This is a genomic window from Stratiformator vulcanicus, assembly GCF_007744515.1.
In the GTDB taxonomy this organism is placed as follows: domain Bacteria; phylum Planctomycetota; class Planctomycetia; order Planctomycetales; family Planctomycetaceae; genus Stratiformator; species Stratiformator vulcanicus.
In genome coordinates this window covers 2,828,460-2,842,615 of sequence record NZ_CP036268.1, presented here as the reverse complement: position 1 = coordinate 2,842,615, position 14,156 = coordinate 2,828,460, and the positions used below count along the sequence as shown (strand labels likewise).

The following is a 14,156-nucleotide window of genomic DNA, read 5'->3' as shown; positions in this document are numbered from 1 at the left end:
CAACGTAAATCGTCAATGGAATGGAATCACTCGAATCCCTTGGTTGGAAACGGTCGGGATTCCTTCGATAATCTCCGCACCTTCGGCCGATGTACAGGACGCCGGTCATTCATGAGTGTTTCAAATTCCGTTTGAGATTCGAAGTCGGTGAAGCGCATTCTGCTGATTACCCCGACGCTCGACGCCTCCGGGGCGGAGAAGCAATTCACGGAACTGGCGTGCGGGTTATCCGATCGCGACTTCGATGTGCACGTCGTCGCATTGTCGCGTGGGGGCCCCTACGCATCTCGGCTGCAAGAGCACGGTATTCCGCTCACGGTGCTCAACAAGCGGCTGAAATTCGACCCTTCAGCTTGGTATCGCTTGCGGTCGACCATTCGGAAACTGAATCCGAATCTCATTCACACGTGGATGTTCACTGCGAACAGCTACGGTCGAATGGCGGTGGCTTCTGGCAGCGATCGGCCGAAGGTTGTGGTCTCCGAACGGTGTGTCGACAGTTGGAAGGCTGGCTGGCAGCACTTCGTTGACCGCCGCCTCATGGATCGCACCGATTTGCTGATCGCCAATTCGAAAAGTGTTGCACAGTTCTACGAGCAACGCGGCTTTCCCTCTGAGCGTACCCGTGTCGTGCGAAATTGGGTTGATGTGTCGCCCGTGGCCACAGAACGTCGTTCGGAGATTCGAGAATCACTCGGCCTTAATCCGGATGACCGAGTCGTGGGTTTTGTCGGCCGGTTGGCGAAGCAAAAACGTGTTGGTGATCTCGTGTGGGCGCTTCAACTCGGTAAGCAACTGACGGAAAACCTCAAGTTTCTCATCATAGGTGACGGTCCTGAACGCAACCGCCTCGAAGAACTCGCCGTCAACTATTCGTGCGAAGACCTGATCCACTTTACCGGGCACCGCGAGGACGCCCGCTCTCTGTTGCCCGCTTTTGACGTGTTCTGGTTCGCCAGTGCATTCGAAGGTCAATCAAACAGTTTGATGGAAGCGATGGCGACGGGCTTGCCCGCGATCGCCAGCGATATTCCTCCAAACCGGGAACTCATCGATAACGGCGTCGACGGCTATCTCGTTCCGCTTGGTGACTCGGTCGCCTTCGCTCAATTCATGGCGCGCTTGTTCGACGACCCCGGTATGGCCGAACAGATCGGTGCCGCGGCTAAGCAAAAAATGCAGGAACAGTTTACGCGCGAACGAATGATCAATGCCTATGTTGACATCTATATGGAATTGCTCGATTCCTGAGCGTCACGACAACACTCGCCGAAGGTGACCGAAGCAGTTCAGTACAGCGAAATCGCAAAGCCATCTTTTCTCACAACCGGTTGTGCGGTTTTCAACGTGTAGCCCAGGACCCCAACGCGATCAGGCCAGCGGCGCCAAAACGGCATCGTCACCGGGACGCTGTTCCGAAATCCGTTGATGGATTCCTTTGTCTTGCCGTCGCCTGCAGGATGTTCACTCTCCGAGTGACCTTGCTTGGTCGGATCGAGTTGGAGGATCGTTCGCCAAGCGGTCTTCCGCATCGAACGGCGGATGTGAATCGGATCGAGGCCATACCACGTGGGAGGCTGCTCGATGAGGAGGGCCCCGTGCTGCCGCGCGATATCCTCTAATTTTGCGGCCGCTTCCTGCAACTCGTCGAAGATTGTCTCGTAGGGTCGCGGAGGCACGGCCGGAAAGAAAAGCCGTGAGACGGTGTGATAGCCCCACGGCGAAAGCCTTCGGATCGATTCGAGGGGCATTTGAGTCACGACAACGTGATCAAACATCGGGTTGAGTCGGTCGATGCACCGGGTGACATGGTCGAGCATTTCGTCGAACGAGTCACCGTAGAGCGCGTCGTTCCCGATATCGGTCAGCACGGCCAACGACCCGGAGCCCGCCGGCTGCTCTTCCAATTGATCCCAGATTGCCGAAGCGGACAGACTGCCCAACGTCCGCGGCCCGACGGTTGAAGCACGGCCGTAGGCTCGTCCATGTCCGCAGGCGACGAGGAGATGCTCGATCGACGGACTCTCGACCGAGAGCAATCGACAGATCGTATTCAGGCCCAACGCGACATTGCTGGCCCCGAAGATCGCAACCCGACTCAATGTCCGTCCTTCCCTCGCTTCGGTCTCAGCTTCGGATCATGCGGCCGCACATAAAGATCAACGCGGTCGTGCATGGTGTAGAGCCGGAACTGCGAGCCGTCGCGCACAAGAATATTGCTCGAACGATTCTCTTTGGTCGGACGAAGGGGGTTGTGTTTGTATTTCGTCCAGTTCTTTAGATCGTCGGAAACGGCGATCCCACTGCTCCAAAGACTGGGGCTCGAGTTCGCGGCTGTACCGTGAAAAAGGGCGTAATAGCGATCTTCGAATTTCACGATCTGATTCATCGCGATCATTTTTCGATCATATTCGCCCGGCCCGGGGGAGAGAACGGGATCGTCGCTGACGTTGGTCCAGACCCGCATGTCTTCGGAGGTTGCGAGCCAGACTCCGGCGTCGCGACGCTCATAAAACAGATACCAGATTCCGTCCTCGTACCAAGCCGTGGGCGTGCCATACGGTCCCGCCGGTATCGGCGTGCCGTCTGTCAGTCTGACGTCGAGCGTTCCGACGCGTTTCCAGTCAATTCCGTTGTCAGAAACAAGCAGTTGGGACTGATCGTGGAGGCCTTCCGCGAACATCCACAGCCGCCCGCCCTGATCGACGACCATCATGTCTTCGACCCAGTGCTCCTGATAGATCGGGTTGCTCGGGTGTCGCTTCCACTCGATTCCGTCGGTAGATGTCGCGTACCCCAGTTTCTTCATCCCGGAACGTTCGCCGTCGTACCCGGTGAACCACATGTGCCACTGGCCGTCGCGCTTGAGGATCCAGCCGCGCTCGCGAATTTTGACGTCCCAGTTCCCTTCGCCTGCCGCCTCGAAAACAGGGTTGTCGGAGTAGGGAACGAACTTCGTCAGTTCTGGAGGGAACGGCGGCTGCTCAGCGCCGGCGAGCGAACCTGATATCAGGATGCCAACTGCGATGAAAAATTTAAGAGAAGGTAATGTGAGACGCACTGAAAATTCCTCGGGCGGTGAAGTTCAACGACCTCGCCATTCTACCCCAAGAGGAATTCGAGACGCACGCGGCTGCAATCGGGTAAAGCCCAAATTCGATTAAACCGGTTCGGCGTTAATCGTTCATGAGCCGTCGCCGCCGTCGCCAGCGATGTCGCCAGTACATGAAACGATCGCCATCTTCTGATTCGGCAAACAGCGACCCGGAGAGCAGGCGATAGAAAAATAGCAGCAGGAATGCCCCGCCGGTTCCAACGGCGAATCCGAGCGGACTGATCGGCGTCACCGAAACGTCGTTGAAGAAGAACATCAGGATACCGCAACCGATGATGCATCCGGCGATGCCCATCATGAACGTGGCAATGGAGCCGCCTGGATCTCGCCCCGGCATAATGGCCTTGGCGGCCAAGCCGACGAGCGTGCCGAACCCGACCCACACAAGCAGTTCCTGGATCGCTTCGTTGATCACGAGCTGCATGTCATGACTGAGCATGACGTCCTCCCTGAGCATTACTTGCCGCGTCAACCAATAGCGCGCGACGCATCATTCCAAGCGCATTAATCTTTCGGTCGGCTTCCAAGAGTGATGGCTTCAGGCCAACGTGCCCGCTCGGAAACGGACCTTAAGGTTGGACGCCGCCAAGCCTCCCGGTTTACCGTAGCGTTACCGACGGACCCCCCGTCGACCGCATTCCGGGATATCAAACAGCCACGTTCCGTGAGTTCCACGTCAGAGCAATCCATTGAGAACGTCGCGATCTCGCCGATCCGCCGACCGGCTGTTGCGATTTGCATTGCCTGCGCAACCGGAATTGCGTTCGACCGCTTTGTCTCGCCCGAACTGCGAGTTTGGCTCGTCGCCGGTTTCGTTTTCGTTGTCATGGCGTCGATTCTTCGACTGAATTCGTTTCGCCGGGCTGCGACGCTTGGCGTCCTATTATTGATGGTCACGGTCGGAGGTGCGCTGAGCCACTGGCATGGTTCGATTCGTGGCCCCGGGGCGATCGCGGCCGCATTGGGTGACGAACCGCGGCTAATGAAATTTGAAGGCGTCGTTGTTTCGCGCCCGATCGTAGATCGTCGCCGCGCTCGGGGAATTCGAGCCGCATGGCCGCTAGTCGATCGCACCTTGTTCGAGGTCCGGATCGAGTCACTCTCGGACCAGCAACGTCGTCGACCGACCTCCGGGGTCGTTCGTTTGTATGTCTCGGGCCACTGCACCGATATTGAGGTCGGTCGGCGCGTGACGTGTTCCGGTTGGCTGGCCAAGCCACCGGAGTGGAGCAATCCGGGCGATCGGGACCTCGCGCGTGATCTTCGCTTTGAAGGCATCGACGGGTTCTGCTTCGTCGATCATCCCGATCTCGTGAAACCGTCAGGCAGATTCAGCTCAGCAAATCACATCTCGTTAATGGTTCGATCTCTATTCGGAGAGATCAGTCAGCGTATTTCGACCGCATTTCGGTCCGATCTTTCGCCTCGGAACGCGATGGTCGCGGATGCCCTGTTTCTTGGCCGCCGCGAAAACATGGATGAAGGCCTGCGTGACCAATTCATCGAAGCAGGTGTGCTGCACCTGTTGGCCATTTCGGGGCTGCATGTCGGTATATTCTGGGGCGGGGTTGCGCTGATCTGCCGGTTGCTTCGTTTATCGTCGCCCTTAAAGATCATCGTGCCGGTCGTGGCGGTGTTCGGCTACGCAGCGATCACCGAGTTTCCCCCGTCGCTCGCCCGCGCCGCGTTATTCGTGGGCTTACTTTCGGCAACGCGGTTGTGCGGTCGGGGGCCCGACACATTGAACCTGCTGTTCACAACGGCCGGTGCGCTGATGGTGTGGCGTCCATCGATCCTGTTCGACGTCGGTGCCCAATTGTCGTTCTTATCTGTCATCGGAATTCGGTGTGCGGTCAGCACGATTGAGCCTTTGCGGCGCATCGCGGGAGGAAAATTCTCGTACGCGCCGCTGCAGGCGATGTCGGCCACAGTGGGAGCGATGTTATTCTCCGGTCCGCTGGTCGTTTATCGATTCGGAATGTTCGCGCCGGCCGCCCTGCTGCTGAATCTAATCGTCGTTCCGCTGGTCGTCGTCCCGCTATGGCTGGGCTATTGCTTGATGGTCTCCGTCATCGCCCTTCCTGGAATGTCCGGACCAATCGCATTTCTTCTCGATCAGTCTCTCACGCTATTTCTGATGCTCATCGACGGATTTAGCGCGACCGGCGTAAGGGCACTGCGATTGCCTGCTCCTCCGACGCCGGTCCTCGTTTTGCTATACGCGAGTTTGCTGTCAGGCGCGCTCCTCTGGGAACGGGTTGCCATACGACGTCGGATCGTCTTCGGCTGTGTGACAGCAGCGACGTTGCTCTCGATCGGGACGTTGTTCGCGCCGGTCGATCAGCGGCTTCGAGTCACATTTCTGGATGTCGGACACGGGACATCAATATTAATCGAATCGCCGGGCGGAACGACGGCATTGTATGACTGCGGCTGCCTCAGCAGCGATCGCCGCGCCGCAGAAGTCGCCGGTCGTGCGGTCCGTCAGTCCTCTGCCTCGCTGCTCGATCTCCTGATGGTTTCACACGCGGATGTCGACCACTTCAACGGTGTCCCTCGGCTGCTTCGTCGCTACGGTGCGGCGACGATCGCGACGACGCCGCACATGTTGCGGTCGGAGCAACCGGCGGCCACTCAACTGATTTCGCGAATCATTGAAGATCGCATTCCGCTCAACGCGGTCTCTGCGGGAGACGGCATCGATCTCGGTGACGGCTGTCGGTTGCAGATCCTCGCTCCGTTCGGTGAGGAACAATTTCAGACCGACAATGAAGCATCGCTCGTCGTCCGCATTGACTATGCCGACCGACGAATCCTGCTCACAGGTGACATTGAAGGCGACGGACTTCGCCGGTTGATTGAGCAACTTTCCGACGACAAAACTTTGACCAGCCGATGCGATGTCCTGATGGCGCCGCATCATGGGGGACGCGATAGCAACGTGCCTGACCTTGCGACGGCGGTCCGTCCTTCGGTCGTCGTCATGAGTTCTGCAAGCGACGACCCCTTAGTCCGGATTCAGCAGAACTATCCCGATGCACGCTGCATCGGCACATCGCAAGGGGCGGTTCGCATTGCCATCGACCGATCCGGAAAGATGACCGTCGAACAGAAAGGCCGTGAATTGCTATCGGTTGAGAGTGACGAGTCGTGAGAGTTTCGACCTCTCGATGAAATCACCGAAGCGAACTATTTCGCGACTCCCGTTAATCATCAACGATGATCATCGGCGTGGCGTCTCCGAACTCTTCTTCGGTATCAACAGTGTCCGGGTCTTCGGCCTTTGCCGGGGTCGACGGCGTATTTTGCAACTCTTCGTGGGCCCAGAGTTCCAAGACCTTGCGTTTCATTTCACCTCGGCGTTCGCGGGCCGCGACCGCCGATTGATGAAACTCTTCGATCCCTTTGAGCAGCGACTCGTCAGAGCGGCCGGTGCCGATCAATCGTTCGAGCCCGTAAAGCGCCGGCTCCAATTCATCTCGGAGGGCTGTTGTGAATCGTCTGGTCGTCTCCTCCAGCTCGCTCGCCAGATCATGCAAGTCAGCACGGTCGCGACATCGCTGCGCCGACGACATTTCTTTGACGTTCTTCTTCGATGTCTTTTTAGCCTTCGCAGGATCGACGAGTCGGCCGAACGGGCTGTATTCACGCCGCGCGGCATTCGACTCGCGTTCCGACTCGGCCAACCCGTTCTTAGCCTTTTTGAAATCGGGACGGATCGATAGGGCTCGCTCGAATTGCATTCGGGCCTGCTGAAAATTCTTCATCTCTAAATATAAATTGCCGAGATTCTGAAATGCTTCGGCGAACTCCGGATTGACTTTCACCGCCTCTTTGTAGGCATTGATGGCCATCGCATTCTGGCCGAGTTTGCGGTGTGCGAAGCCCAAGTTATAAAAACCTTCGGCCGAGCGTTTCTCTCGCGCGATTCCTCGGCGGAGCACTTCCACCGCTTTGCGGTGATCGCCGGTGCGGTTGTAGACCGCTCCCATATTCACCAGCGCTTTGCCGGAAGCGTGAGGGGCAAGCTTTGTGACACGTTCAAAGTGCCTCAGTGCCGCCGAAAAATCACCGGCCATGAAGTACGCCGACGCCAACGATTCCTGCAGGTCCGCGTCGAGTGGATACTCCGCGACGAGTAACCAGACCAGTTCGATCGCCGGGCCGTATTTGCCTTTGCGAATCAGGCGGCGCGCCTGTTTGAAACGATCGTCGTTGGTCGGGTCTTCAGCCATGCCGGAGCGCATTCCCGAAGCTGTCGCGGCCGGTTCAGTACAGATCCGACTTGAATCTGCATGACCGTCGTCTCAATTAGAGTAGCCCCGGCCCCGTCACGGTTGCAATACAAGCGTTTTCCATACGCTGCTCGATAGCGGCAATTTCGAAGTCGACCTCAGTCACATTCCGCCAATGCGGCGACGTCTTTCCAAGAGCCAATGGTTTGGCTGCGATGATAGATGTAGGCTCTACGCATCACCGAAGATGAGAGACGATCCGTCGTCGATGAACGCGACGGACTCCGATATCTGCTCGAGCAGCGGTTCGACATCGTCGCGCTCCACGTCGGCAAATTGAAATAGCACAAGAGCCGTGCCTGCCGGTGAGGCGAACGCGTGTAACCGGGCCGCGGCGATCAGTTCCCGGCAGACGAACTCGACTTCGCATTTCTTGCTGCGGGGGTTTTCCGCATCCGCGTCGTACACGTCGAGCTCGTCGTAGTCGTCTTCGTAGGCCTCGAGTGCGGACATCATGACACGCTTCACATCGGGCCGGCGTGGAAACAACGCCAGCGACCAGAACGCCGTCGTTTCGCTTTGCGCGGTCACGACTTTGCCATCGTCTGTATTGGTGACTTCAATCTGCCAATCGGCCGGATATTCGAACCGCACGCGATCGTCGGAGTAAACCTGCATCAAACCGATCCGAAAGAAAAACGCTGAAACGTGTTACGATTGAACTAACTCGTGGCGGCTTGGTGATGCACGTCCCGCAATAATTTGCCGGTCAGTGAATCTTGATTGCCGACGACCGTCGCCATTGGCCCGGCGGCCACGATTAATCCTCCCCGATCGCCCGCGCCGGGACCGACTTCAATGACATAGTCGGCCCGCCGAATCATCTCAAGGTCATGCTCGATCGCCACAACCGTATGGCCGGCTGAGCGGAGGTCAAGCAATACGTCGGTCAGGCGGCAGATGTCCGCCGGATGCAGCCCCGCGGAGGGTTCATCGAGCACGATGAATGACTCTTGCATCTCGTTGGTGAGATGGCGGGCCAGCCGCAGGCGTTGCGCTTCCCCGCCGGAAAGGCTCGTCGATGATTGCCCCAACGGCAAATAGCCGAGCCCGATTCGGACGACGACGTCGAGAACCTTGTGAATCGGCTCGACCGACTCGAAGAATGCTTGAGCATCGTCGACCCGCATATCGAGGACATCGCCAACGCTGCAGCCTTTATAGCGGACCGCAAGCGTTTGGCGGTTGAAACGCCGTCCGTGACAGGTCTCGCAATTCCGTATTTGATCAGGCAACCCGCCCACCCGCATCCGACGAATCCCGCGACCGCGGCAGGCCGGACAGCGACCCGACTTCGACGTGAACGCGAATCGTGAGGGACGAAACCCTGCCGTTCGCGCTTCCCGCGTTCGTGCGAACAATTTGCGAATTTCATCCCAGATACCCAAATAGGTCGCCGGGACCGAAAGGGGACTTCGTCCGACCGGACGACGGTCGACCACGGCAAGACGAGTGATCGATTCGGTCTGCACGTCCGCCGAAAATTCATGAAAGGCGTCGTCGTCCGGAGTGGAACCAATTTGAGGTTTCGACGGCGATTTCGGGGCTCGCTCTTTTCGCCCGCCAAAGTCTTTAGAGAGAGCGCCGCGGATCGCCGGCACCAACGTCTCCATCACGAGCGTGCTCTTGCCCGATCCGCTCACACCGGTCACGCATGTCAGTAGCCCTCGGGGAAATTCGACGGAAACAGATTTCAAATTGTTCCGCGTGCAGTTTCGCAGCGTCGCCGCAAAATCACTCGGCTCATTCGCGATTGACGAGGGTTCCATTGCATCGAGATCGGCTTTGCTGCTCTGGTCCAGTCGCAGTCCGAGGAATCGTGCAGTAACGGACTCAGCGCATCGCGACAGATCGTCCGGCCCACCGCTGAAGACGATGCGACCTCCGTTCACGCCGGCGCCCGGCCCGACTTCGATCACATAGTCGGCCGCCTCAACAACCCGTCGATCGTGTTCGACCACGATCAACGAATTGCCTTGGTCTCGCAGCTCTTTGAGCACGTCGATCAGTTGGATGACGTCGGACGGGTGCAGTCCTGAGGTCGGCTCATCGAGCACGTAACACGTGCCCACGAAGCCCGCCCCGATCGCGCCGGCCAGTCTTGTCCGGTGCATCTCGCCGCCGGAGAGCGTGCTAACCGCGCGACCGAGCGACAGATAGCCGAGTCTCAGACGCAGCAGTCCTTTCAGGCGGATGGCAATTTCCGGAATCGCCCGCGATGCCGTCCCCGCCACAATCGAACCGGGGCGGAAACGATTGTCGAGATCATCAGCGAGTTGCTGCAGCCATTCGAGAGCCTGCCCGATCGGTCGTGACATGACTTCATGAAAGGTGAGTCCGCCCAATCGAACATGCCGGCTGAACTCGTCGAGGCGAGCCCCATCGCAGTCCGGGCAAACCTTTTCCATCAAGTCTGGCGTCGTCTCGGATTCAATAGTCTCTGTTTCAATTGTCCCGGTGCCGCCGCACATCGCACACGCACCGGCCGGGCTTTCAAACCGAAACATTCTTGGTTCCAAAGACGGATAGGCGCGGCCCGTTTGTTCGCACACCGGTCTCGTCAAATAGCGGGTGTCTTTGAATTCACCGCTATCAAGGTGGCTGACAATACAAATTCCGCCTGCGTGGTCGGTCGCCGTCCGCACGGCATCACGAATCCGGTGTTCGATTCCTTCTTTGGAGATCAGGCGGTCGACAACCAATTCCACGGCGGGTCGGTCGTCGACATTTGTCGGCTCGACCTCCGCGAGGTCGATGACTTCGCCGTCGATCCGAATCCGCGCAAATCCGAGACGCCGAACCCGTTCAATCAACTCGGTCGAAGTCTCATCTTCGGATCGCCTGAGCGGACCCAGAATGAGAAACTTCGTCCGTGCTTCGAATGCTCCGAGTGCATCGACGATTTCGTCGATGGAGTGCGTCACGAGCGGCCGTCCCCCATCAGGATCATGAGCGATGCCCAGACGCCCGAACAAGAGCGACAATCGCGGTAGAATGTCGGAAAGACTCGCGACGGTGCTGCCGCGATCTTCGCGTCGGGTTTGCTGTCCCACCGCGACGATCGGCGGAATCCCGCGAACGAAATCGACACGTGGTTTGGGCATTCGCGGCCGTTGCGCCGTCGATGCCGTGGCGATCGTCTCCCAGTAACGACGTGCTCCTTCCGCGACCACCGTGTCGAACACGAGAGAACTCTTGCCGCTCCCGCTCACCCCGCACACGACGACCAACTTGCCCAGCGGGAATTCGATGTCGATTCCGCGGAGGTTGTGCGTCGAAACGTTACGGAGCGATAGCGTGTCCGAGAAATCGACGCCGGCTGCTATCGCGTTGCCTTTGGTCACGTCGCCGGAAGTCCCGATTGTGGAAAGAGACGAATACCGCATCGTGCGGGTGACGCTGAGTGTCTGCGGCGCTATCATCACGACAATGCGGCTCGACTCCAACTGAACCGCCGGCTGATCACCGCGTCATTTTCCGCCCCAGCATTGCTATGTCTACCGCCCCTGACGCCCTTCCGGTTCCTGCGTCATTTCTTTTTTCGCCGGTCGTCAACGCCGTAAGGGCGGACGCATTGCCCGGGAAGAAGCCAGGACTCTGTCCGCTGCCGGCAGCGGCACGTTTGCCGTTTCTTGGGTCGGTCGATGAAGAGCCGAAGATCGCCGATTGCTTTATCGGTTGGAATGAACGCGGATTCGGCTTGCGGTTCCTCTTCGATAATACGCCAGCCTTAAAGAAGGGGGCCGAGCGGCAAATTACCCTCTGGTTCGATGGACGACCCGATGGAAAGTCGCGCCGGGCGGGCCGCTTTTGCCGACAGTTGCAACTGACGTTCACCGGCGGTTCGGCCAAAGTATCCACCGAAGAGATCGCCATCGATCAAAATCGGGAAAGCCCGACCGCGTTCGACCCCTCTTCGGTTCGGGCTGAGATATCGAAGTTGAAAGCCGGCGACCGAATCGACATCTGGCTTGATGCCGAAGCGATCCCCGGGTTCGATCCGGAGTCATCCCCGCGACTCGGCTTCACCTATTTGATCGATGACCCGCTGGCCGGTCGTCAGACGCCCGCCGCTGGTCCGGAATTTCCGATCGACCGAGACCCGACACTGTGGTTGCTGCTCCGTTTGACCGACGAAATCTAAAGTCGTGCCCTCGGCAGAGCAGTGCGAATGGCTTGTCTTGGGCAAGTGATTAACCATTCTTGCCGATCAGATGCTGCAGTGCTCCGTCGAGCCGGTCATGTCGGAATTTGTAACCCGCGTCAAGCAATCGCTTCGGTAGGACACGCGTACTCGCAAAGAGCAGTGCGTCAGCCTCTTCGGAGCCGAGCAATATTTTCGGCCCGAATGACGGAACCGGGAGGATCGTCGGACGGTGCAGAACTTTGCCCAAGGTCTTGGTGAATTCTTCGTTCGTGACCGGTTGAGGGGCGGTTCCGTTGACCGGCCCGGAAATCGATTCATCGCAGATCGCGTAATGGATCGTGCCGATGAGATCATCGAGCGCGATCCAACTCCACCACTGTCGTCCATTACCGAGTTTTCCGCCCATACCGTACTTAAACAGCGGAAGCATCTTGGCAAGCGCCCCGCCCTTCGGCGAGAGGACGATTCCGATCCGGATATTGACGACTCGAATTCCCGCCTGTCGCGCCGGTTCACAAGCCGCTTCCCAGTCGCGCGCGACATCAGAAAGAAATGCCGCGCCCGGATTTGATTTCTTCAAGGCCTCAAGCGGCGGCAAGGGTGAGTCTTCGTTTAATTCTGTCGGCCCGCCTTCCCCGTAGATTCCGATCGCCGAAGCGCAGATAAGAACTTTCGGCTTCTGTTCAAGCGAGGCGAGAGTTTCGCACAAGAGCGTGGTACCTTTGGTGCGGCTGTCCCGAATTTTGTTCTTCTTTTCTTCGGTCCACCGCCCCATGATTGGTTCACCCGCAAGGTGAACGACGGCATCCATCCCCTCCAGTTCGGCTGCACTGAGCTGTTGGTTCCGAACATCCCATTCGACTTCCGGCTCGCGTGTGCCTGACTTCTTCCGCGTCAGCCGGGTCACTTCGTGCCCGCCGGTCGTGAGAAACGAAACGAGATTGGAGCCGACCAGACCGGATGAGCCGCTGACGAGAATTCGCATAGGTCCCTGATCTGAAAAACGTCGATGTGCGAGCAAGTCCTGTTTCGTCACTTCGTGTCGATAGGCGAACATTGCCTCCAGCTTTGACCGCGTCAACGCCGCGCCGCCGATCCGACCAAGCGGCCCGAACGGCAAGCGATACCAGATGCGATCCTCCAGCATGCTCGACTCACTCGACCGGGGTTCCATCCGATGCGTATGTACCCACTCGGCGAACGGCCCCGACTCCTGCACGTCCTCGAACATTTCGTAGGGCACGTATTTCGTATGTCGCGCGTGCCAGTCTTTCTTGATCGGCCCGGCAAGCCCGACCCGAAGGACGACTTCCGCCCCCGGTTCGATGTTGTCGGCCTGCTTGATCACCTCGACCGGCTCCCAGGGAGGGGTCAGCCGCTGTAGTGCCCCCGGCCGGTCGTGGTAGCGAAATACCTCCTCAGCGGAGGCCGGCATCTCGGAGCGTTTTACAAATTCAGGCATTCGGAACGATCAGTCAGAGGTGCAACCGGCGACTGTAGAATTTCTGCACAGTTCGCGTCGTATCGAAGTCGTCACAGGATATCTAGAACATCGGCCGCGTGTCGCCCACGGGGAGATTCACCTAAAATTGTTGCAGAGACCCAATCTGATGGAACTGTCCCACTTGCTGCGTGGTCACGGCTTTCACTGATCAAACTTCGTCGACCGAACAACACTTCCTGCGAAACTTCCTGCGAAATTATCCGCATTATGAAAGAGCCGAAAGGGGGCAGCGTACCGGTGCAACTCGGCCCGCGTCAGTTGACGATGCTGATTCCCCTGTGGGGGCGAGCCGAAGCAACCCGTCGTCGACCGCGACTCTTTTCTGACGCCAAGGCGGTCGAGATCGTCGAATCACTCGACTTCGATTTCTCAAAATGGCAGGCCACGAAAACGGCACTCGGATCCGTCCTGCGAACGCGAATGTTCGATCAGGACGTCGCGGATTTTGTCAGGCAAAATCCGGACGGGACGGTCGTCGAACTCGGATGCGGATTGAATACGCGATTCGAACGGGTTGATAACGGTCGCGTTCAGTGGATCGACCTTGACCTGCCCGAGGTCATCGAGCTCCGAAAGCAGTTCTTTGATGAAGGCCCGCGGCGACGAATGTTCTCTGCCGATGTGACAAACAATCAATGGCTCGACAATCTCGACCTCCCAACCGGCCCTTGCTGTTTCGTCTCGGAAGCAATGCTCATTTATCTCGATCCCGAACAGGCAACAACTGCGATTCAATTGATTGCCGGTCGACTTGACGAAGCAGTACTTATTCTTGATACGACGCCACGAGCGATGGTCAATTCCCAACACCGCCACGACACGCTCAAGCATTTGCCGCGAGAGAGTTGGTTTCGATGGGCTTGCGACGAACCGCGGACGCTGGAATCTCACGGGCTGCAATTAGAGCGATCGCGCTCCTTGCTCGATGCCGATCGTGACTTAATACAAGAATTGCCGATCAGTTGGCGAATTCTGTGGCGATTTGGACAACCGATATTAAAACCGTGGCTCGATGGTTATCGAATCAATGTGTTTCAGTGCAGCCGTTGATCGTCATCTTGCACGCCCGGTGACAGCTCGGAAATCCGGCTGCTC

11 protein-coding genes are annotated in these 14,156 nt (G+C 58.1%); 4 read left to right on the top strand and 7 right to left on the bottom strand.

All coding sequences use genetic code 11. The features are described from left to right. Window positions 1-147: 147 nt before the first annotated feature. A complete protein-coding gene (locus Pan189_RS11130; RefSeq protein WP_145363992.1) occupies window positions 148-1,251 on the top strand; it encodes a glycosyltransferase in 1,104 nt (367 codons plus the stop codon). Window positions 1,252-1,289: 38 nt separating this feature from the next. On the opposite strand, the gene Pan189_RS11125 is transcribed toward Pan189_RS11130, so the two are convergent. The 3 genes from Pan189_RS11125 to Pan189_RS11115 form a co-directional block, all read right to left on the bottom strand. Beyond that, on the bottom strand, window positions 1,290-2,102 hold the full coding sequence (locus Pan189_RS11125; protein ID WP_145363991.1) for a hypothetical protein: 813 nt from the start codon (window positions 2,100-2,102) through the stop codon (window positions 1,290-1,292). Next, window positions 2,099-3,061, bottom strand: a complete 963-nt coding sequence (locus Pan189_RS11120; protein ID WP_145363990.1) for a glycoside hydrolase family protein — start codon at window positions 3,059-3,061, stop codon at window positions 2,099-2,101. Before Pan189_RS11120 ends, Pan189_RS11125 begins: the two co-directional genes overlap by 4 nt. A 115-nt stretch (window positions 3,062-3,176) precedes the next feature. After that, window positions 3,177-3,554 carry a GlsB/YeaQ/YmgE family stress response membrane protein gene (locus Pan189_RS11115; protein ID WP_145363989.1) on the bottom strand — a complete coding sequence of 126 codons (378 nt, stop codon included), beginning with the start codon at window positions 3,552-3,554 and terminating at the stop codon, window positions 3,177-3,179. 225 nt (window positions 3,555-3,779) lie between these two features. Here Pan189_RS11115 and Pan189_RS11110 point away from each other — a divergent pair, with 225 nt between their 5' ends. After that, window positions 3,780-6,269 (top strand): ComEC/Rec2 family competence protein, encoded by a 2,490-nt coding sequence (locus Pan189_RS11110; protein ID WP_310820334.1) that lies wholly within the window; start codon window positions 3,780-3,782, stop codon window positions 6,267-6,269. Between the two features lie 52 nt (window positions 6,270-6,321). On the opposite strand, the gene Pan189_RS11105 is transcribed toward Pan189_RS11110, so the two are convergent. The 3 genes from Pan189_RS11105 to Pan189_RS11095 form a co-directional block, all read right to left on the bottom strand. Then, the gene (locus tag Pan189_RS11105) at window positions 6,322-7,350 is read right to left on the bottom strand and encodes a tetratricopeptide repeat protein (RefSeq protein WP_310820333.1); all 1,029 of its coding nucleotides are present in this window, start codon (window positions 7,348-7,350) and stop codon (window positions 6,322-6,324) included. Window positions 7,351-7,581: 231 nt separating this feature from the next. Next, complete coding sequence (locus Pan189_RS11100) at window positions 7,582-8,028, bottom strand: hypothetical protein (RefSeq protein WP_145363986.1); 447 nt, start codon at window positions 8,026-8,028, stop codon at window positions 7,582-7,584. A gap of 44 nt (window positions 8,029-8,072) precedes the next feature. Next, window positions 8,073-10,832 carry an excinuclease ABC subunit UvrA gene (locus tag Pan189_RS11095; RefSeq protein WP_145363985.1) on the bottom strand — a complete coding sequence of 920 codons (2,760 nt, stop codon included), beginning with the start codon at window positions 10,830-10,832 and terminating at the stop codon, window positions 8,073-8,075. Between the two features lie 71 nt (window positions 10,833-10,903). Here Pan189_RS11095 and Pan189_RS11090 point away from each other — a divergent pair, with 71 nt between their 5' ends. Further along, window positions 10,904-11,554 (top strand): hypothetical protein, encoded by a 651-nt coding sequence (locus tag Pan189_RS11090; RefSeq protein WP_145363984.1) that lies wholly within the window; start codon window positions 10,904-10,906, stop codon window positions 11,552-11,554. Window positions 11,555-11,603: 49 nt separating this feature from the next. Here Pan189_RS11090 and Pan189_RS11085 read toward each other — a convergent pair whose 3' ends face one another. Beyond that, entirely contained in the window at window positions 11,604-13,019 is a 1,416-nt protein-coding gene (locus tag Pan189_RS11085; protein WP_145363983.1) for a TIGR01777 family oxidoreductase, read from the bottom strand. 249 nt (window positions 13,020-13,268) lie between these two features. Between Pan189_RS11085 and Pan189_RS11080 the strand changes: the two genes are divergently transcribed. After that, complete coding sequence (locus Pan189_RS11080) at window positions 13,269-14,111, top strand: class I SAM-dependent methyltransferase (RefSeq protein WP_145363982.1); 843 nt, start codon at window positions 13,269-13,271, stop codon at window positions 14,109-14,111. Window positions 14,112-14,156 lie beyond the last annotated feature (45 nt).

Coding starts and splice junctions, on each gene's coding strand:
- Pan189_RS11115 (WP_145363989.1), bottom strand. CDS start 3,554: ATGCTCAGTCATGACATGCAGCTCGTGATCAACGAAGCGATCCAGGAA.
- Pan189_RS11085 (WP_145363983.1), bottom strand. CDS start 13,019: ATGCCTGAATTTGTAAAACGCTCCGAGATGCCGGCCTCCGCTGAGGAG.
- Pan189_RS11090 (WP_145363984.1), top strand. CDS start 10,904: ATGTCTACCGCCCCTGACGCCCTTCCGGTTCCTGCGTCATTTCTTTTT.
- Pan189_RS11095 (WP_145363985.1), bottom strand. CDS start 10,832: ATGATAGCGCCGCAGACACTCAGCGTCACCCGCACGATGCGGTATTCG.
- Pan189_RS11100 (WP_145363986.1), bottom strand. CDS start 8,028: ATGCAGGTTTACTCCGACGATCGCGTGCGGTTCGAATATCCGGCCGAT.
- Pan189_RS11080 (WP_145363982.1), top strand. CDS start 13,269: ATGAAAGAGCCGAAAGGGGGCAGCGTACCGGTGCAACTCGGCCCGCGT.
- Pan189_RS11105 (WP_310820333.1), bottom strand. CDS start 7,350: ATGGCTGAAGACCCGACCAACGACGATCGTTTCAAACAGGCGCGCCGC.